The organism is Collimonas sp. OK307, from assembly GCF_900113705.1.
GTDB lineage: Bacteria > Pseudomonadota > Gammaproteobacteria > Burkholderiales > Burkholderiaceae_D > Collimonas.
In genome coordinates this window covers 253309-274853 of record NZ_FOQI01000001.1, presented here as the reverse complement: position 1 = coordinate 274853, position 21545 = coordinate 253309, and the positions used below count along the sequence as shown (strand labels likewise).

Here is a 21545-nt window from a genome sequence, read left to right as displayed (position 1 = left end):
GCAAGGCCGCGCAAGGCTATCCCAATAAAATCGTACTATTCCGATAATAAGTTGTTGAAAATGGGAAATGTTACAAAACATTATTCCACTGGACAACTGCGCTTGAATCTCTATCATTGGCATCTTTTTCAAGATGGATGTCACAATGAGCGCTTCACCGCTGCCTTCAGGCTCATTCAAAGCACCAGACCGCAGTTCCAATTTTCAATTCGGGTTTATCGACCTGTTAAAGGTCGTCGCTGCGCAATTGATTGTCTTGCATCATTTGGCGTTCTACGGCCCGATGTCTGATCACGTCCGTCCGATCGCACCGACACTGATCGGCTGGCTCGACGATTACGCCCGCATCGCGGTCCAGGTGTTCCTGGTGGTCGGCGGTTTCCTGGCGGCCAAGTCACTCTCGCCGCAAGGCACTTCAACCGTTTCCGATCCTCTGCGCGTCATGTGGCGCCGTTACATGAAGCTGGTGCCGCCTTTCCTGGCGGCGACCGTGCTGGCGGTCGGCGCTTCAGCCTGGGCCGGATTGTGGATGACGCATTACTCCATCTCGGCGATGCCGACCGCAATGCAACTGGCCGCCCACGCGCTGTTGCTGCATTCAATACTAGGTTATGAATCGATCTCGGCCGGCGCCTGGTATGTCGCCATCGATTTCCAGCTATACGCTTTGCTGACCATGCTGCTGTGGCTGACCGGAAGTCTGGCCAAGCGTCGCGCCATGCCGTGGCTGGCGCCAGTGCTGGTGGTGATGGGGGTCAGCGCATCGCTGCTGTACTTCAATCGCGATGCCGCCTGGGACGCCTGGGCGCCATATTTCTTTGGCAGTTATGGCTTAGGGGCGATTGCCTGGTGGGCGCGCGACCTGGGCCGTCGGCCGGCAGTGGTAGCGCTACTGATGGCGGCAATACTGTTGCCGACCTTGTACGCGTTAGCCATCGATTTCCGCAGCCGCATCGCGGTTGCATTGCTGGTAGCTTGCGCATTGGTGCTGGTAAGCCGCCGCGGCATAATGCTGTCGCGCCAGCGTTTTGCCTGGGTCCGCGCTTTCGGACGGATCTCTTACTCGATCTTCCTGGTGCATTTCCCGGTCTGCTTGATCGTCAACGCCGCGTTCGTCAAATTCGTACCGGCACGGCCGCTGCTGCAGGCCGGCGGCATGGTGCTGGCGTGGGCTGCCAGCCTGGCCGCAGGTGCGATTTTCTATCGTTGGGTTGAAATTCCGCTGAGCCGTCTTTCAGCGCGGTTGTCGGGTCAAAGATTGGCGTTGCAGGTTCCTGTGGCGGCTTAACTTACAGCATATCTTCCATCTCTTGCCTTGCGCTGGAAGGGACAAGCTCTGCACGTTGGCGACGCTGGCGCCGGAAATGCAGGAACGCCAGTACCAGCGCCGCCAATTGCAGCACAGCGCAAAAATAAAACGGCGCACCGATCCGCCAGTCCCCCTTGGGCAAATGCGACACCATTCCCAGCAGTGGCGCGCCAATGACCGGCGCGACCACCGCCATCAGGCTGTTCAGCGAGCTGACGGCGCCCAGCGTCTGGCCCTGGCTGTGCGAATCCACGGCGCCCGACATAATGCTCTGAATCGACGCATTTACGGTGGCGCCGAACACATTCGCGAAAATGACCGCATACATCATCCACGACTGACTGGCAGCCCCCCACAAGAGGTAGGCCGCGGTAGAGGAAAGCAGTCCGATAACCGCTAGCCGTTGCGGACTAAAGCGCTTCAACAACGGCCCCAGCAACACGCCTTGCACAATCACCGACATGATGCCCACCGCCGCCAGGGACTGGCCGTTTTCCTGCGGCCCCCAGCCAAACTTGAACGTGGTGTACAGCACCCAGGTGGTATACAACACGAATTGCGCCAGGCCGTTACAGGCAATTACAGCCACCAGCGGACCGACTGCTTTCAGACGCGATAGTGCGCGCAGCGAAGTCAGTGGATTGGCCGCCTTCCAGCCAAACGCGCGGCGGCGGTCAAGCGGCAGCGACTCCGGCAGCACGAAATAGCCGTACATCAGATTAAGCAACGCCAGGCTGCCGGCAACAATAAAGGGCAATCGCAAATTGATCGCACCCAGCAAACCTCCCATCACCGGCCCGACGATAAAGCCGACGCCGAACATCGCGCCGATCATGCCGAAACGTTTGGCGCGCTGCTCCGGTTCGGTGATGTCGGCCACATAAGCATTGCAAACAGCAGCGTTGGACTGCATCGCACCACCGACCAGGCGCACCACAATCAGCATCCACAGCGCGGTAGAGAAAGCGGTCGCAAAAAAATTCAACGCCAGGCCGCAGAACCCGAGCAACAGCACCGGCCGCCGGCCGTACTGGTCAGACAACGCACCAAGAATCGGCGAGCCGAAAAAATTGGCGATGCCGAAAGCAAAGGCCACGGCGCCATACCAGAATGCCTGGTCGGCTTGCGAGCCCGTGAATTTCCCGACCAGCACTGGCAGCACTGGAATGATCAGGCCGATTGAAATCATGTCGATTAATACCGTCAGCATGATGAACGGCATGGCGGCGGTGCGGGCCTGGTTCTGCGCAGGAGGTTTGTAATTTGTCACGCGTTGCTATTCCGGTTGGTGGTTCGGTGTCATGCGGCAGGTCTGAGTGACCTGATTGCTTCTGTGATGATATCCAAAAGGTGGTCCGGATGTTTGCGTTTGCGGCCGCTGCCTATGCCTGGGGGATGTGTTGTTGATTTGCAACCAATTGCAAATATGCATGTTAATTATTGTAAAAAATTACATTTCAGACACATTTTTAATCATAAAGATTGGCTTTCTCACTATAATTTCCACAAGGGAATATATATAGAAAGCAACAAATGTGGAAAAACACCTTCGCGGATAAAGGTGATGGTCTTTTATTGTGTTTTACAAAGGGGATCGGTTTAACTATCTTGTTAGCCGCGACCATGCAGGTTGGGATAGCGCAAACAGCCGTAACCGAGCGAGATGCCTCGGAGGGACTGCGCCGACAAGAAGAACGCACGCGCGAGCAGCAATTGCAGCTACAGCCCAAAGCCGACGTCCTGAGTCCGTCAACATCCAACAAAATTTCTACCGATCTGCCGGTTGAATCGCCATGTTTCGTGATTCGTGAAGTAATCCTGAGCGGCAAGAATATTGGGCGTTTTAGCTGGCTGCAGGATTCCGCTTTGCCGTTCATGAATCGGTGCGTTGGTGTCGAGGGACTGCGTCGGATTGCCTCGACGCTGGATGTCAAACTGATCGAACTTGGATACGCCACCACGCGCGTCAGCCTGCCACAACAAAATCTGCACAACGGCACTTTGGAACTGGTCTTGCATGTCGGTCGCATTAGCGAAGTACGCATGGTCAAGGCTGGCGATCCCAAGCAGACGGCGGACGATAGCTGGGGAACCTGGCGCAATGCGTTCCCGGGCATTCCGTCATTGGGATCGGGTGACATCCTGAACATTCGCGATCTGGAACAGGGCGTCGAGCAAATGAAACGCCTGCCGAGCCAGGCAGTCGCTACGCGGATCGAACCGGGCGAGGAAGCGGATACCAGCGTGGTCTATATAGAGAGGCAAAGCGGCAGTTTCGGAGATCGGGTCCGTGGCGGCATCACGCTCGACAATTCGGGTAGCAGCACGTTGGGACGTTCCCAGTTATCGGCTTATCTTGCGCTCGACAATCCGCTCGGTCTGAACGACATTCTCAACCTCAGCGGTAATAGTAATCTCGATCAACCCGACAGCGACCATCGCAGCCAGAGTGCGTCTTTTAACTACAGCATTCCCTGGGGTTACAACACCTTTACCATTTCCGATAGCCACAACCGCTTTGCCCAGGTAGTGCAGGGTACTACCGTCAACTTCCTCTCCAGCGGCACCAGCGATACTGCCGAATTCAAATGGCATCGCACCTTCATTCGTACCGCATCGTCGAAATTCGGACTCTATGCAGGTGTCGCAACGCGCCGCGCCGATAGTTTTCTGAATGATGTCGAGTTGATCGTGCAACGGCGGCGTACTACTCGTCTGGAAGCCGGAGTCACCTATAAGAAATTGATAGGGCAGGCCGATCTGGATGTCGACCTGGGTTATCAACGCGGCATGCCGTGGTTCAGCGCGCAGGACGATTTTCCACAGGAAGACGGTGTCGATAACCTGACCAATCGACCACAGATCTGGACCTTGAACGCCAGTTACAACCAGCCATTTGCGCTGGGAAAACAATCTTTCCAATACACCGGATCGGTCCATGTGCAGGCGACTAACGACGCGTTGCTGTCGGTCGATCAGATATCCATCGGTAATCGCTATAGCGTGCGCGGCTTCGACGGCGACAGCGTATTGCTGGCAGAAAGCGGCTTCTATGTTCGCAACGATCTCAGTATGCCGCTCAACCTGATTGCCGGCATCGATACGCAAGCCTATCTGGGTGTTGATTTCGGTCGCGTCTGGGGAATCAGCGCGGCGCAACTGATCGGCGGCAAGCTGGCGGGCACGGCAATCGGCATGCGCGGCAGATGGAAAACGTTGCAGATGGATGCCGCGATCGGCACCCCGTTGTACAAGCCGGAAGGGTTCAAAACGCAACGCTGGAACCCTTATGTGTCGCTGACTTATGCATTCTGATCAGTGATTGGTAAATAGAAAAGCATCGCACCCGTATAACGGGGGCAAGCGCATGTCGCGCGGACGCAGCCGAAGCGGCGGCGTTTGCGCAATTTAATGAGTTATGGAATCGGGGAAGTCATGAATTCGCATCAACGACAAACGCAGCAGCAAACCGTATCTGATGTGCGGCGCCACCTTGCGCCGACATTGTCGGAACGCCATGCTCCCCGCTCCTGGATACGGCGGGCGGCGCAAACCACGCTCGCCCTGTATCTTTGCCAAACCATATTGGCCGTGTTGCCGGCACAGGCGTTCAACCTGCCTGTTACACCATCGCCTAGTGCCCCTGCGGGCCAGCGTCCGTTAATCGACGGTGCCCAGAATGGTGTGCCGATCGTACTGATTGCTCCACCCAGCGCCAGCGGCGTCTCGCGAAATCAATACGACCAACTCAACGTCAACCCCAATGGCCTGATTCTTAACAATAGTAGCGGTAACACGCAAACCCAGCTGGGTGGTTGGATTGCGGGCAATCCGCAGCTGGGGACGCGGCCAGCGCGCATTATTTTGAATGAAGTGGTGTCGAGCAATCCTAGCCAATTGCGCGGCACCATAGAAGTAGCCGGCCAGCGCGCTGACATAGTCATCGCCAATCCGAACGGCATCAGTTGCGATGGTTGCGGCTTCCTGAATACCAATCGCAGCACCTTGACCACCGGGCAGACTCAGTTTGGCGCCAACGGCGCGATCAATGGTTTTAATGTCGGCCAAGGGCAGTTAACGATTGGTAGCGGCGGCCTGAATGCCAGCAACATCGAGCAACTTGACCTGATCGCGCGCGGGCTGGTCATCGAAGGCGAGGTCTGGGCCAAAAATCTAAATACCCTGGCTGGCGCGAACCAGGTGCTGTATGGCACTTTGCAAGCTACAGCGCAAGCTGGCAATGGTGCTGCACCGCGCTTTGCCATTGACATCAAGGATCTGGGCGGTATGTATGCCAACCAGGTATACATGGTCTCGACCGAGCAGGGCCTGGGGGTCAACAGCAGCGGCCGGGTTGCGGCCTTGCAGGGCAACCTGGTGTTGTCGAGCAACGGTGACCTGAGCTTGAAAGACAGTTATGCGAAACAGAATATCCAACTGACAGCCAACGGCAACACGACATTGACTGGACAGACCCAAAGCGACGGCAGCGCGAGCATTATTAGCAGCGGCAATCTGACGCAACAGGGTATTGTGGATTCGCAAGGACAATTGAATATTAGCGCTGGTGCTTTGAGCAATAGCGGCTCAATCATCCAGCGTAGCGCGGATAATCTGACACTGGCAATCAGTGGCTCTGCCAACAATAGCGGTTCAATTGTCAGCGGCGGAACAGCGAATCTGAGTGCGGTAAGCATCACAGATATCGGCGGCAAATTGCTGGCCGCAGGCGATCTCAATCTGCAGGCGCAGAGCCTCAGCTTTTCCGGTAGCCAGCTGAATGCGGACAAAAACGTTAATGTGAGCGCTGGTTCCGGAAATTTATTGGCAGATGCAAGCAATGTCATTGCTGGTAACAATCTGAATGCCAGTGCAAGCGGCCAGTTGATTAACGCCGGCGGTGTGTGGCAAGCAACCCAGAATGCAGGATTACAGGCGGCATCGATCGGCAACCTCGGTGGTACTGTGCTGGCAAGCGGGCAGCTTGCGGTCACTACTGCGGGCAAGCTTGATAATACCGGTGGAAAATTGATGGGGGGGCAGGCCGCCACCTTGAGTGCGCAGCAGCTGATCAACGACGGCAACGGCTTGGTTGCGAGTGACCAGGGCACACGCATTGCAACTACACAAGGCATCAGCAACCAGGGTGGAGTGTTGTCAGGCAAGACTGATTTGACCGTCAACGCCAATGGCGCAGCGATCAATAATACGGCAGGCACACTGGTATCCGATGCAGCCTTGCATGTCAGTGCCGGAGCGCTCGACAATACTCGGGGTCAGTTGATTGCACGCGCCCAAGACAGCGGCGCGGCGACGCTCAATCTTGCCAGCATGAGCAATCGCCAGGGCTTCGTCGACGCTGCCGGTGGCCTGGCATTGACAACTTCAGGAACGATCGACAATACACTGGGCAGCATCGCTTCGGGAACGACGGCAAATGCTGCTGCGGGCGCAACGTCGATCCAGTCGGCCAGCGTGACTAACAACGGTGGCCAGATCATTGCCCGTGATGCACTGGCAATCAATACCGGAGCCTTAAGCAACGACGCGACAGGATCGGCCAAAGGCATTCTGGCGTCGAACAAAGGTACGGTGACGGTCAGCGCAGGTGCTGCCAGCAACGTCGGTGGACTTGTTACCAGCGCCACCGGTACTACGCTCAGCACACAAGCATTGAGCAGCAGCGGTGGTGAAATTTCATCCGGCGCGGCATTGGCAATCAACACCGCCGGACAAAGTCTGACCAATACCGGTGGCCGGATTCTGGCTAATGGCGGCGTAGAAATTCGGGCTGGCACGATCATCAGCAATGTAAGCGGCGCGCAAGCAGCGTTGATTTCCAGTGGCAGCAATTTGAACATTCATGGCACCGCTCTGAACAACGACGGTTCAGTCATCGTCGCCGGCAATACTTCGGATGCCAGCGCGGGCAAGGTCGATCTGGAGCTGAACGGCGGCACATTGTCCAATAATGGCGGCGCCATTCAGTCTACCAATGCAATCACGGTCAATGCTGGCGCCATCATCAATCAGAGCGGCCAGATCACGGCCAACAACACGCTTAACCTGACAGCCGCCAGCGTTAACAATACCGCCGGCCTGGTGTCGGCGGTGAATAAACTGGCTGTCAATAGTGCTGCTGCAATCCAGAATAGTCGGGGCCAGATCGCCACCAACGGCAACCTTGGCCTGAGTGCTAGCATGCTGGATAACACGCAAGGTGTGGTCAGCGCCAAGCAACAGATTGATCTGAAACTGGGCAACGGCTTGCTCAATAATGCTGGCGGCCAAATCGTTGGTACCCATGCGTTAAACCTGCAGTCCGGCGAGATCCGCAATGCCGCCGGCATTATCGCCAGCGGTTCCGACCTGGTCCTGAACACCCAGGGGCAGGCGTTGGACAACAGCAGCGCCGGACAAATCGTCGCCAGCGGTAATCTTGACATCGCCAGTGCGCAACTCACCAACAGCGGCGGCACCATCGCATCGCTCAAAGGAACGGCCGCTATCAACACTAGCGGCCGGGCACTGAACAATGACAGCGGAAAAATCCAGGCGGTAGGTAATACCACGGTAATCGCAGGCAATACCAGCAACGTGAAAGGCCTGATCAGTGGTCAAGACATCAACATCACGACCGGCGCGCTAGATAACGCGTCGGCGCAGATTGTCGCAGCGGGCAATATCACCGCCAATACCGGGACGCTCAACAATACGCAGGGCTTGCTGCAATCGGTTGGCAACGCCAGTATCGACAGCAATGGCCAGGCTATCACCAATATAAATAGCGGCAACAGCGGCGGCATTATTGCCGGCGGCACGCTGGATGTGAAGGGCGGCAGTCTCAACAATCAGGCAGGTTATCTAGCCAGCAACGACAAGCAGACAGTGACCGTCGCCGGCGCCCTGGATAACCGCAGCAGCGGCCAGGTTATCTCGAACGGCAGCAATACGATTTCTGCCGCCAATGTCCTCAACAGCGGTGGCCTGATCCAGACCTTGAGCGACCTGAACGTCACTGCGGGCAACAGCATTGCCAATAATGGCGGTCAGATAGCGGCTAACGGCGATATCGCGTTAAGCGCAGCAAGTATCGACAATGGCGCCGCAGGCAATATCAGCGCCAACAATATTCATGCTATCGCCAATACGATCAGCAATGCTGGCGGCAGTATCAAAGCCGGCAGGGATGCCGTCATCACCGCCACACTTGGCGCGGCCAGCCTGGACAATACCGGCGGCCTGGTGAGCGCCAGGCACGACGTCACGATCAACGCCATCGGCTTGTATAACGCCAGCGGCAAGATCGTAGGTGACAATAGCGCCACTATCACTACTAGCAGCAACAGCCTGGGCGGCACGATCGCTTCCAGCAACGCCGTCACCTTGAACGTAAATGGCGATTACAGCAACACCGGTTTGTTGTCGGCCCAGAAAAACCTGACTTTGAACGCCAATAACATCAGCAACAGCGGCACCATGACCTCGGGTGATACGCTCAACGTCACTACCGGCAACCTGACCAATTCCGGCGAGATCAGCGCGCAGACTACCAATCTTAATGTCAGCGGTACGTTAACCAATGCCAGCAGCGGCCTGATTGACGGCGTCACCACTAATATCAACGCCGGCACCACGAACAACAGCGGCCGCATCTACGGCGATCTGCTGAGGATCAGCGGCGGCGCCATCAACAATAGCGGCAGCGGTACCATTGCGGCCCGTCAAACGCTGTTGATTGGGGTTCAGAACCTTAGTAATACCGAAGGCGGACTGATCTACAGCGTGGGCGATCTGGGCATTGCGGGCACGATTGACGGAAACGGCAATTTGCAAGGGTCGGTACAGAACTTGCTCAATGCCTCCGCCAAGATTGAAGCACAAGGTAATTTGACGATTACTGCGGCCAACTTGGTGAATCGCGACAATCATCTGCTGACCAGAGTAGTGGTCGATCCGTCGATTAACCAGGATCAAGTGCAGCCTTCGGGCTCGGCGACCAAGTACAAGGCATCTGAATGCTTCGGCGTGGGAGGTGGTGGCGATAAGGTCAATTGTATTGTCCATCCCGACAAGTACGGTCAACGCAGCACTATGACAACAGCGCGCACTGTGGTGCCCGATTCCTGCAGCGGCGGCGGCGACAGCCAGACCTGCATCCCTGGTTATACAGTGGATAACTATCCCTGGAATTCGCCGGTATTTGCACAGTTCGGCGTTACGCCAGTGGCATCGGCAGCACCGCTCGAGCCCAATGGCAAGGGGGGGTGCAGCTTCAGTAACGGCGATAGCGGGCCGATTGATGTGACCACCCCGCAGTGCGTGCAGTGGCGCAAGGATTATGCAACCTGGAGTACGGCTTACGAAGCGACGCTGGATGCGCTGGCCAGTCAAATCGATAGCTACAATGCCAGCGTCAGAGAAGACAACCGGTTGGATCAGTTCGAGGATTACACCTGGTACAAGGTGGCGGCGACGTCAAGCCATACAGAAGTGGTTAGCAGCGCGCCGGCACAAATACTATCGGGCGGCAACATGGCGCTGAATGGTTCGGTAACTAATCAAGATAGTCAGATCGTCGCCGGCGGCACGCTTGGTATCTTTGGACCTACGGTTCGCAATCTTGCCACGCAGGGTGAAAACCGCACTACCTATAACGGCACCGCCGAGTTCACCCATGTGGATAGCTGCGGCACGTTTGGCGGCAGCCATTGCCGCCGCTGGGATGGCGCCCAGCCATATAACGCAGCCCCACAAGTCATCAGCGTTGACCTGCCGACCGTGGTGTACCAGCAAAATGCCGGCAACCAGACCGACAACCGCAATCTTGCCGTCACCACCGCCAATCCGGACGGCAGCATCGCAGGCGCCATCAGCACTGCAACTGGCAATGCGCGCGTCATCAGTGCACAGGCAGTCAATGCAGTGTTGGCGACAGGTGCGGGCGCGGGCAGTATCGGCCGCGCCTTGCCGGTAGTACAAAGCGTGGCTGCAAACGGCACAGGTTTGCGCGCGCACGATGTCGTGGTGACAAACCCACCGCGTCTGAGCTTGCCGAACAACAGCCTGTTCACGATTCATCCGGAACCAGGCTCCAACTACCTGGTGGAGACCGACCCTCGGTTTACCAACCAGCATACGTTCCTCTCCAGCGATTACTTTCTGCAAGCGCTGAATCGCAATCCAGAGCGCAACCTGAAACGCTACGGTGACGGATTTTACGAACAACAACTGATCAACGACCAGATCCTGGCGCTGACGGGACGTCGCTACCTTACCGGTTATGCAAGTACCGAAGATGAATACAAGGCGCTGATGAATGCCGGCGTCGCCTATGTCAACCAGTATCAGTTGAGTCCCGGGGTAGCGTTGTCGGCAGAGCAGATGGCGAATCTCAGCACCGACATCGTCTGGCTGGTTAGCCGCAGCGTGACCTTGGCCGACGGCAGCACGCAGCAGGTGCTGGTGCCACAGGTCTACCTGCGACGTCCGCAAAACGGCGATCTGCAGCAAAGCGGTGCATTGATCGCCGGCAGCGACGTGATGATCAAAACAGACTCGGACCTGGTCAACAGTGGCGGCATTGCCGCTAACAACAGCACCACGCTGATTGCCGGTAACGATCTGTTGAATCAAGGCGGCCGCATCAGCGGGCAAGACATCGTAGCCCGCGCCCGCAACGATCTGGTCAATCTGTCCGGCGTGATCCAGGGCAGTGGCAACGACTCTAACGTCACCTTGCTGGCAGGGCGCGATATCGTGCTGCAAACACGTACCATGGGCACCGTCAATCCGGAAGCAACCAGTACCCGTACCAATATCGATCGTATCGCTACGGTACAAGGCGGCACGGTAACGCTGAGCGCCTCACGTGACCTGATCGACAAGGGTGCCAACGTTAATGCGGTCGGCACTGCCAGCACGGCGAATCCGAATGGCGGCAACCTGGTCGCCACTGCCGGCCGCGACGTGAAAGTCAGCGCCGTCACAGGCCAGTATCAGATCAATGTTGAAAATCCGGCCGGACACAGTGTCGAAGGGCGCACCGGATTTATCAAAGAAAGCACGGTCAGCAATCAGCTCGCCAGCCTCAACGCTAGCAATAACCTGGGCGTGGCGGCAGGCCAGGGCGGGAGCGGTGACCTGGCGCTGAAAGGTGCTAGCATCAATGCCGCCAACAATGTGCTGTTATCCGGCAGCAATGTCAGCATTGAAGCTGTCAAGAACAGTGTCGCCAATGATATCCAGACGGTTGGCAAGAAGGAATATCACCGCGTCGGCAGCGCAGATGAAACACTGGCTGGCGGTAACGTCAATGCCGGCAACAACTTGACCGTTAAAGCCACCGGCACGCCAAGCGGAAGCACCGATGCCAACGGCAATACGGTAGCTCAGGCTGGCAGCGGCAACATCAACTTGACTGGAGCATATCTGTCAGCTCAGACAGGGCAAGTCGCGCTGGTTGCGAACAACGATGTAACGGTCCACAGCGCGACCACAGCACACAGCGCGGTGCAGGAAAGCTACGTCAAGAGCAGCGGCATTTTCTCGACTACGGCGACCACCCTGGCAAATCGCAGCAGCTCACAACAATCTGAAGGAAGCACCATTTCCGGCAACAGCGTGCTGACCGTAGCTGGACATGACATCAATGTCAGCGGCAGCGATATCGTCGGCAGCAACGATGTAGTGCTAAACGCTAAACACAATGTCAATATCGAAGCGGCTCAGAATACATCCAGTCAAAGTTCATTTTCCGAACAAAAGACTTCAGGCATGTTTAGCGGTGGCGGCGTAGGTGTAACTATTGGTAGCCGTGAACAGCAAAATGCACAGACTGGCACCGAGCTGCCCCATACCGGCAGCACCGTTGGCAGCATTGGCGGCAACGTCAGCATCGGCGCCGGCGATACCTACAACCAGATTGGCAGCAATGTGATTGCGCCAAAAGGCGATATCGATATTACTGCGCAAAAAGTAAATATCGGAACGGCTGTCGATACCAGCAGCGGCACGCAAGATAGTAAATTCAAACAAAGCGGTGTAACCCTGCAAGTCACTAATCCAGTGATTTCCGCGATTCAGACGGCGCAGCAGATGAAACAAGCTTCTGAAAAGACAAAAGATAAGCGCATGCAAGGCCTAGCGGCTGCCGCCGCCGCGTTGTCAGCGGTTGACGCAGCAAATGCCGTTTCAGATAATCCTGCCCAAGCCGGTGGCATCAATGTCAGTATTAGTATCGGCGCCAGCAAGAATCAAAGTCATGTCGAGCAAAATGCAAGCAATGTCAAAGGCTCGGCTGTTACTGCGGGCGGTAACGTCAATATTGCGGCTATCGGAGCGGGCAAAGACAGCGATCTGACGATCCAAGGTAGTGATATCAAAGGCGGAGGCAACGTTACGCTCCAGGCCGATCACGATATCAATCTGATTGCTGGAAAAAATACCGCAGAACAGCACAGCACCAATAGTTCATCGAGCGCCAGCGTAGGAATCGGTTTTGCCATTGGTGGTACTCAAAATGGCTTTACTCTGAATGCAGGAGTGGCCGGTGGGCGGGGCAACGCTGATGGTCACGACGTCGGTTATACCAATACTCATGTCGATGCAGGTAACAAGCTCAACCTGGTATCCGGCGCGGACACCAATATCAAGGGCGGAGTGGTCAGTGGTAGGCAGGTAGATGCCAATGTTGGTGGCGATCTGAATATCGAAAGCTTGCAGGACACAAGTACCTACACGTCGAAGCAGCAAAGCATGGGAGCGGGCGTCAGTCTGTGCATACCACCTTTCTGTTATGGCGCGTCTAGCGGCAGCGTCAGCGCCAATCAAAGCAAGACCAACAGTAACTACGCCAGCGTTACTGAGCAATCTGGCATTCAAGCCGGCGACGGCGGATTCAACCTGAAGGTCAATGGCAATACCGATCTTAAAGGTGGCGTGATTGCCAGTTCGGACAAGGCGATTGCAGACAATCTGAATAAACTAGTCACCAATACTTTGACGCAAAGCGATATCCAGAACAGAGCAGATGCAAGCGCCAGCAGCAGCGGTATCTCTCTCTCCAGCGATATGGCGACGCAAGGGAAGTACGGCGTTGCCAAAGGTATAGTGGGTAATGCAATGAATAGCGGCGGCGATTCCGGTTCGTCGTCCGGAGTGACCCGCAGCGCGGTTGGTGTTGGAACAGTTGTTATTGGGGATAGCGATAAACAGAAAGCGCTTACCGGAAAGGATGCTCAAGACACCGTCGCCAGCTTGAATCGTGATACTGCCAACTCACAAACTGCGGCGCAAAAGCAGGACGTACAAGCAATGGAGCAGACCGCACAGGCCGAGCAAGCCATCAAACAGGCTGTCTATCAGCAAGCCGTCAAGTTTACCGACGAGTCCTATCGTAAGATGTTTGTCGATAAAGCTCAGATGTATGAGGTGCTTAGGGATAAGGATGGCAATGTGATGCGTGATGCCAAGGGAAACGTAATGACGCGGGCATTGACCGACGATGAAAAAAACCATCTGGTGGCTGGTGCCGATGGCAAAGTGCATATCGCTAATAACGGCATTTTCAACACCGAAGATGGCGCCGCAAAATATGCGGTGCAGCACAGCTCTGCAAAAGAAGGGCCTCAATATATGATTCTTTTCCCTGAGGCGAATAATACGATTTCGGAATTGCTGATCGCTGGCTATCAGAAATACCTGGAAGGTGATCTCGCAGGCTTGACTAATGCAACGCAGGAAACAAAAAATGCAATGCAGTTGTATGGGGAAACCGGCCTGCATATTGATGGCCACAGCCGGGGCGCTATGACCACGGGAAATGCCTTGGAATCGATGCAGAATTTGCCCGATGCACGAGGCTCACTAGATAGGACCACCATCAATTTTTATGGCCCGGCCTACAATGCTTTGCAAGCGGACAACATTCTTGGCAATTTGCAGAATCGTGATTCGGTGATCGATATCAATCAGAAAAATGACATGGTATTGCAATTCCAAAATCACAAAGCTGATCCAGTTGGAACTCTGATTGGTAACAATCCAGCCACTGGTGGAACGCTTCCTGACGGTAGTAACACTCTCAAGGAAGAGGCAAGGGCAGCAACCGGGCAGCCGATTACTACTCACAATTGCTATGGTTCCGATTCAAGTGATGAATGTAGAAAGATGTGGGGAGACATGCCATATCAAATCCCCGTTTTGAAACCAGTTAAGAAGTATTGATAAGGCAAAAGGAAACACTATGGTGCGGAAATCTATGTGTGTAATGTTGCTGGCGCTTTCTTTAAATGCCTGCGCTTATAGACCATTTCAGCCAAATCCCCCGATGTATGAGTTATACGTGAAAGACAATGCGACAGAGAGCGACGTAAAGGCAGCAATGCTTAAGTGTGGTTATCCGAGTATTGCAGGTGGCAGTCGGGGAAACTCTAGTGAGGTTGTGGCGAAAAGAGAAAACTGCATGTTTGAAAATGGCTTTAAATACCGAGATGGATATAAGGGCATTTGTTCATTACAAAGTGCGCAAAATACCCCAGCTTGTCAATCGGATGTGCGAATTTCAAAATAAAAAATGAGTCGCGCAAACTAAACTAATAAAGTTTTTGTTACCGCAGGCCCTTTCCTTCTGTTATGGCTTTGTAATTGCTGTTGGGGACAACTATATGCTATCGACAATGTACGCTTTGAATTCAAATAAGATGACTATTCAAAAAAAATCGCGTTTCATAAAACTCAAGGCAGCGTTGCCATTCATGTTTTGCGCGGCCTTGGCCGGATGCGGAAACATCGCCGCCGTCCGTTCATTTTCCACTGCGTATCAGGCTCCTGCCGATGGTGAGCGGGCAAAAATTCGCATTGTTTCCAATGGAATGGTGCGCGGTGTGCCGGATTCAAGTTGTGTCGACTGGCGGAAAGCCGGGGCCGGAGTCATGGTGGTTTCGCAAAAAGGTTTTGCAAACCAGAACAACCAGAATCTGTCCATGCCGCCAAACAAGGCGGGTTATACCCTGATTCAGGGTCAGAATATTGCTCTGTCCGAGCTATATATTCCAGCCAGCAAGCCGTTTACCTTGAGTTTTTTGAGTACTGGTTATTTTTCCGGCACGACCAAATACTCTTGCCAGAAAACGATCTCATTTGTTCCAGAAGCCGGCAAGAACTATGAAGCCATTTCCATGGAATATGGCCGCGATTGTCTGCTGCAGGTAAGTGAGGCCAGCTCCTCGCCGATAGAGTGGACGGCTGTACAAGGGCGCGACGCGGGATTTTGCAATCCATCCGACAATTTATAGACCAGATCAGGCGAGTTGGGTAAACCTGCACTGCGCGCGGATCCGATTGCCGGGAAGCGAAGGCGCAGGTTTTGCAACGACACACTTCATGTTTTAACACGATAATACCGCCGATCAGGCGAAACAAATTTAGCATCCACTGCGCCGTGACAGTACCGGAATGATAAGTACGGTTAGCTTATCCGCATCCGGCAGGGTATTCCTACGCCACTTCGTGCCAAAAATCCAACACTGATTATCGCTTGTTGCGGCTTGGCAACGCAATGTCCAATTATTGCCATACGTACATTTTGTAACACTTTTGCATTATCAGGCTGACATGTTGCTGTGTAGTATTCACCCCCAGCTGTATCAAGAAAACAATACGAATGCTTAAGCGGGGGGGAGTGCTATGGAGACACCGGATCACGCTACCGGCTGGCGCCAATAGAAAAAAGCAACTTGTTACCGAGCTGTCCGTATCGATCTTTTTGATGCCCCCCATGTAGTTCAATTTATCGAAATTTAAATTGCAAAGGTTATTCATGAAGATATACCCCTGTACCGTTACCCTGTTAACTCTCGCGCTGGCAGGTTGCGGTGGTGGTGGCGGCAGTTCTTCCAGCACGCCTGCACCAGGTACGCCAGCAGTGAGCGACGCCCAAAAGAACTATGAAAGCGTAGCGCTTTCCTCAAATGGCGGCTTGCATTATTTGACTGGAAGACTGGGATTTACAACGTCATCTTCAGGCGCGCTCTCAATCAGTTCCGGCAGTTACTTCTATACGGATGATTCGAGCATCCCGCAGAGCGCGGCCAATGGCGCACAGACGGTTTCCGTCGCTTTCAGTACTGCGGCCAAGACGCTGGCACTGCCGGCGTTGAGCGGAAACACCAGAATTGTGGTCAATGGAACGGTCTATGTTCAGGCGTTCCCCAATCAGCCCCAGGTCACTTATTCGGGGGCTAACGTCCAGGAAGTTTATCTGGCAACGGACGGCAAGACCGTTGTACGCACGTTTCTTGGCACTAGCTATAGCACGACGGCACTGTCAGGACTGATCAGCAGCTCACCTGCAGAACTCTTCACCGGCAGTATGCTCGGGCTCATCACCAACACCATCAACGGTAATTCGCTATACAACCAACAGGCCAGCTGGCAATCCGGTGCGGCATATCTGAAGGTGGTCAGGCAGTATGTCGGCGATACGTTGTTTGTCGGCGATTGCGGCGGAACGGCGACTACCGGACCGAACGTCAGTCCTTGTTCCACTACGGTTGCGACTGTCGAAGGATTGTTCCCGCGCGTGAGTACTGCCGATGGCGTAACTTACCAGATCGGCGACGGCCAGATCGTGACACTGGCGGGTGTCCGTGCCTGGGTTGCCACGGCACCTGTTCAGAACACAGCTATACCGCAATACCGCGTTTTCTATCAGAGCAACGGCGCGGTCTATAGCGGAACACTGATAAAAAATGGAACGCCGCTTCAAATACCCGCGCTCGGCAGCGCCGCTGCTCAGAATTTCTACATTTTCCTGAACAATGCCGCGCTGCAGTCGGTCAAGTCAGCAGTGAATTTCTAAAAATGCTTTAACGGTACTGCGAATGACGCCCAAGAGGCGTCATTTGTGGTGCCGAGATGGTGTCGGATCAGATTTATTTGCTCGTATCGCTACTTTCGATACTCTCGCTTTTCCCAAAAAAAATGCCAGAAATATCGCGCCTGAATATCAGTGATTCATGCCGCCATGGCTGAAGAAATACTCGAATCGTAATTGTCCGAAATCAGTAGCTGCCTTGCAATTTAAGGTTCAGAATCAATTCGTCTTCAGTTCATTCCCGCTAGCATTAGCGATGAACTGTTGGATATTTATTGTCGATAAAAAGGATGGCGTATGGCTAAAGTAACTGGTTTATCCGGAAATGAGATTTTCTGCCTGGCGTTAAAGAATTATTCGGCAGGTGAAATCGTAGTAGGCAACAGCGTCAATTCGATGGGCTTTCTTGGCGGGATCGGCGCCGGTTTGAAAAACATGCTTGGCGGCGAGATCTCGCAAGTGACTGCGGCGATTCACGAAGGCCGCGCCAATGCATTCGAACGCATGACCAAGGAAGCAATGCAAGCAGGAGCCTCGGGCGTAGCAGGGGTTTCCAGTGAATTGAGATCGTTCAGCGGCAGCACCGAGTTTTTGTTTGTGGGTTCATGCGTCCACGCGCGCGGCCCGTCAGGCCGCTTCTTCACCACAGCCGGCGATGCACAGGAGTTGTATTGCCATATGGATGCCGGTTATGAACCGATCCAGCATGCATTCGGCAACATCGCCTATTCGATGGGAGTCGGCGGCGGCATCATGGGATCGCTGAAGACTTTGGTGCGCGGCGAAATCGCGGAGTACAGCAATATCTTCAATGCCACGCGCCACAAAGCGCTGGAGCGGCTGGTCAGCCAGGCCAAGGCCGATGGCGCCAACGCTGTAGTCGGCATCCGCACCACCATCCTGCCGTGGATGGGGACACATGAAATGCTGATGAGCGGCACGGCATCGCGGCATGGCGCGCTCCCGGCCAGCGCGGACGGCAATCCCGTCACCAGCGATCTGACTGGCGAGGAGTTGTGGGCAATGACCAGCCTCGGCTACGCGCCGGTAAAGCTGTTGATGTCGACTTCGATCTACTCGCTGGGGATGGTGGGGGGCTTCATGGCTGCGTTCAAATCGTTCACCAAAGGCGAGATCAGCGATCTGACTACATTGATTCATGATGCGCGTGAGATTGCGATCGAGCGCTTGAAAAGCGAAGCCGATGCGCTCGGCGCCGAGGAAGTTGTCGGTGTAAAAACCTATATCGCTGAAATTGGCAGCGGACTGGTCGAGTTCATGGCGATCGGTACAGCCGTCAAAAAAATGCAGGGTTTTTCGGTCAAGACCGCTGCGCTTCCGGCGCAGGCAATTATTCGCGACAAGGACACCTGGATTGACGGCGATTTCGGTTTTTCGCTGGACCGCAATGGAAATCCTTGAGTTGCCCAAATCCGGAGAGTGATGACAATATATTTTTGTCACTCTCCCCATAGCACGATGGCTGGCGGATGCTCGCCGGCAGGGAAAATAGTCGTTCAAAAATAAGAAAGAAACGATATGTCTAATCTATTATCAAGCTTGGGATGGTTTCCCATGGCGCTAATTATTCTGGTTACAGTTGCGATCTTGCTTGCGGTATTTTTCTCCGTATCGGGAATCATCCGATACATTCCAAATGACAGGATCGGCGTCGTCGAGAAATTGTGGAGCTCCAGCGGATCGGTGAAGGCTGGCTTGCTGGCCTTGCATGGCGAGGCAGGTCTGCAGCCCGACTTGCGGCGCGGCGGCTTTCATTTCTTTGCGCCTTTCCAGTTTCGCGTACATATCCATCCCATGGTTTCTGTCACGCAGGGCAAGATCGGCTATGTTTTTGCGCGCGACGGTATCGACCTGCCTGCCGGGCAGACCTTGGCAGACAACGCCAAGGTGGAAGATTTCCGCGACGTGCGGTCTTTCCTTGAAGGCGACGGCCAGAAAGGCCCGCAACGCAAAATTTTGCGTGAAGGCACGCACATCATCAATCCGGCCCTGTTTGTAGTGATGACGGAAGAAGCTACTTATTCACTGTCGCTGGACGCCAAGGAGAAGGCTTATTACGAGCAGATGCGCGGTGTGCTGGACGAGCGTAGCGGCTTTACTCCGGTAGTGCTTAAAGAAGTAGCCGGCACACATGATTCAGACCAGCTTGCCATCGTGACGGTCCAGGATGGCCCCGGTTTGCCTAAGGACGAATTACTGGCGCCGGACGTCGGCGATAGCCACAACTCGTTCCAGGAGCCGGAAAAATTCCTGGCCGCCAGCGGCTTGCGCGGCCGTCAGGAACGCGTGCTGGTGGAGGGAACGTATTACATCAACCGCCTGTTCGCGACAGTCGAACTGATCAAGAAAACCATCATTCCGGTGGGCTATGTGGGGGTAGTTGTTTCTTATACCGGCCGCAAAGGTTCCGATTTGTCGGGCAAGGAATACAGCCATGGCGAGCTGGTCGAGAGCGGTTGCCGCGGTGTATGGCGCGATCCGCTGATGCCGGGTAAGTATGCGTTCAACACATATGCCGGTAAAATCGAGCTGGTTCCCACCACCAACTTCGTCCTGATGTGGAAATCCGGCGAGAGCGGCTCCAGTTTCGACAACAACCTGCGCGAAATCACCCTGATTACCAAGGATGCCTTCGAGCCGCAATTGCCGCTGTCGGTGGTGGTGCATATCGATTACCGCAAGGCGCCGATGGTAGTGCAGCGTTTCGGCAATGTGGCGCAACTGGTGGAGCAAACGCTGGATCCCATGGTTTCCTCGTATTTCAAGAATGTCTCGCAGACCAAGACCTTTATTGAGCTGATCCAGTCGCGTAGCGAGTTACAGACCAACGCATCGGCCGATATGAAGGAACGCTTCCAGGCTTACTCGCTGGAATTCCAGGAAGTACTGATCGGCACGCCCAAGCCGCAACCGGGCGACACCAAGATTGAAAACATCATGGCCCAGCTGCGTGATCGCCAGATTGCGCGGGAACAGGTCGAGACTTTCGCACAAAAGCAGATCGCCGCCGACAAGGAGCGCGAGCTGAACGAGGCAGAGCAGCGCGCCGCCAAGCAGAAGGAGTTGACCGGATCGCTGGTGGATATCTCGATCAAGGAAAACCAGGGTTCTGCGAATGTGAAAGCGGCCGAAAAGAAGCGCCAGGAAATCGAGGCGCTGGCGCATGCGGAGAAATTCAAGCAGGAAATGGAAGGCTCCGGCCGCGCATCGGCGATCAAGTCGGTGGGTGAAGCCGAAGCTGCGGCGATCAAGGCCAAGTCGGAAGCGTTGCAAGGAGAGGGCGCCGATAAACAACTGATGCAAACCGTGATGCTGCGCCTGGCGGAAGCGTTCGAGACGTCCAAGGTGCCGTTGGTGCCACAGATCCAGATGGGCGGGGGTGGCGACACCAATGCATTCAATACCTTGCTGTCGCTGATGGGATCGTTGAAAGCCGGTGAGCTGGCGCAGTCGCTGAAGCGCGATGAGGGGCCGCGCGCATGATTATTGTCGGATTAGCTTGACGCTAATCCACCTGCCATATTTTGATAATATTGTTTTAAATCAATCTGATAAATCATATTTATAATGTGATTTATCAGGTGTGTCTTGGGCCCCTGCATTACATATCCGATATCCGTCCTTGTAATTAATTAATGCATTGATTAATCTCAATTGCATGGACCGATCAACGCCAACCCGCGGACGTCCCGTAGCTTCCCACCAGGACACACGCGAAAAATTGCTCGATACCGCGACGCTATTGTTTTCGTCGCAAGGAATCGCGGCGACCACCGTGGCAGCGGTTGCACGCCAGGCTGGCGTTACTTCGGCCATGGTGCATTACTACTTCAATAACCGCGATCAGCTGATCGAGGCGGTGGTTGACGAGCGGGTCTGCCTGTTCGTCAATAGCATATGGGATCCGATCACAGGCGGTGAGTCTCCCGAGCAAATGATCATGGATATCGTCGAGCGCATGATTGCCACCACTGAAACCATGCCGTGGATGCCTGCCTTGTGGGTGCGCGAAGTCCTGAGCGACGGCGGCGAATTGCGAGAGCGCATGGTACAGCGGGTACCGTTAGCCAAACTTGCCTTGTTCGCGGAGAACTTCAGGCGCAGCCAGCAAGCGGGAACGATCAATCCCGGGCTGGAGCCGACCCTGGTGTTCATCTCGGTGCTCGGCCTGACCATGTTGCCGCTGGCGATGGCGCGCACCTTGAAGAACAGGCCGTTATTACCAGCCTTGAACAAGGCAGCGCTGCTTGACAAGGAAGTTTTGAAACGACACATCAAGGCGCTGCTGCTGCACGGGTTGGCGCTGCCGGCGATTAAGCGTACCGACGAATAACCGAG

10 protein-coding genes are annotated in these 21545 nt (G+C 54.9%); 9 read left to right on the top strand and 1 reads right to left on the bottom strand.

Going from position 1 to position 21545, the window contains the following annotated elements:
- The first annotated feature begins 145 nt into the window (after window positions 1-145).
- Entirely contained in the window at window positions 146-1288 is a 1143-nt protein-coding gene (locus BM205_RS01225; protein WP_254783680.1) for an acyltransferase family protein, read from the top strand.
- A gap of 1 nt (window position 1289) precedes the next feature.
- On the opposite strand, the gene BM205_RS01220 is transcribed toward BM205_RS01225, so the two are convergent.
- Window positions 1290-2579: a TCR/Tet family MFS transporter gene (locus BM205_RS01220; protein WP_217646000.1), complete on the bottom strand. Its 1290-nt coding sequence runs from the start codon at window positions 2577-2579 to the stop codon at window positions 1290-1292.
- Between the two features lie 353 nt (window positions 2580-2932).
- On the opposite strand from BM205_RS01220, the gene BM205_RS01215 reads away from it, so the two are divergent.
- From BM205_RS01215 to BM205_RS01185, 8 genes are all read left to right on the top strand, one after another.
- Complete coding sequence (locus tag BM205_RS01215; protein WP_254783679.1) at window positions 2933-4624, top strand: ShlB/FhaC/HecB family hemolysin secretion/activation protein; 1692 nt, start codon at window positions 2933-2935, stop codon at window positions 4622-4624.
- Between the two features lie 120 nt (window positions 4625-4744).
- Entirely contained in the window at window positions 4745-14536 is a 9792-nt protein-coding gene (locus BM205_RS01210) for a hemagglutinin repeat-containing protein (protein WP_175511112.1), read from the top strand.
- Window positions 14537-14579: 43 nt separating this feature from the next.
- Window positions 14580-14882, top strand: coding sequence for a hypothetical protein (locus BM205_RS23920; RefSeq protein WP_139227195.1), 303 nt, complete (start codon window positions 14580-14582; stop codon window positions 14880-14882).
- A 94-nt stretch (window positions 14883-14976) separates the two neighbouring features.
- Complete coding sequence (locus tag BM205_RS01205) at window positions 14977-15606, top strand: hypothetical protein (protein WP_139227194.1); 630 nt, start codon at window positions 14977-14979, stop codon at window positions 15604-15606.
- Between the two features lie 524 nt (window positions 15607-16130).
- On the top strand, window positions 16131-17171 hold the full coding sequence (locus BM205_RS01200) for a hypothetical protein (protein ID WP_092411852.1): 1041 nt from the start codon (window positions 16131-16133) through the stop codon (window positions 17169-17171).
- Between the two features lie 312 nt (window positions 17172-17483).
- Window positions 17484-18608: a heavy metal-binding domain-containing protein gene (locus BM205_RS01195; protein ID WP_092411851.1), complete on the top strand. Its 1125-nt coding sequence runs from the start codon at window positions 17484-17486 to the stop codon at window positions 18606-18608.
- Between the two features lie 153 nt (window positions 18609-18761).
- A complete protein-coding gene (locus tag BM205_RS01190) occupies window positions 18762-20690 on the top strand; it encodes an SPFH domain-containing protein (protein WP_092411850.1) in 1929 nt (642 codons plus the stop codon).
- Between the two features lie 175 nt (window positions 20691-20865).
- On the top strand, window positions 20866-21540 hold the full coding sequence (locus tag BM205_RS01185; protein WP_092411849.1) for a TetR/AcrR family transcriptional regulator: 675 nt from the start codon (window positions 20866-20868) through the stop codon (window positions 21538-21540).
- Window positions 21541-21545 lie beyond the last annotated feature (5 nt).

Coding starts and splice junctions, on each gene's coding strand:
- BM205_RS01225 (WP_254783680.1), top strand. CDS start 146: ATGAGCGCTTCACCGCTGCCTTCAGGCTCATTCAAAGCACCAGACCGC.
- BM205_RS01210 (WP_175511112.1), top strand. CDS start 4,745: ATGAATTCGCATCAACGACAAACGCAGCAGCAAACCGTATCTGATGTG.
- BM205_RS01215 (WP_254783679.1), top strand. CDS start 2,933: ATGCAGGTTGGGATAGCGCAAACAGCCGTAACCGAGCGAGATGCCTCG.
- BM205_RS01205 (WP_139227194.1), top strand. CDS start 14,977: ATGCTATCGACAATGTACGCTTTGAATTCAAATAAGATGACTATTCAA.
- BM205_RS01185 (WP_092411849.1), top strand. CDS start 20,866: ATGGACCGATCAACGCCAACCCGCGGACGTCCCGTAGCTTCCCACCAG.
- BM205_RS01190 (WP_092411850.1), top strand. CDS start 18,762: ATGGCGCTAATTATTCTGGTTACAGTTGCGATCTTGCTTGCGGTATTT.
- BM205_RS23920 (WP_139227195.1), top strand. CDS start 14,580: ATGTTGCTGGCGCTTTCTTTAAATGCCTGCGCTTATAGACCATTTCAG.
- BM205_RS01195 (WP_092411851.1), top strand. CDS start 17,484: ATGGCTAAAGTAACTGGTTTATCCGGAAATGAGATTTTCTGCCTGGCG.
- BM205_RS01200 (WP_092411852.1), top strand. CDS start 16,131: ATGAAGATATACCCCTGTACCGTTACCCTGTTAACTCTCGCGCTGGCA.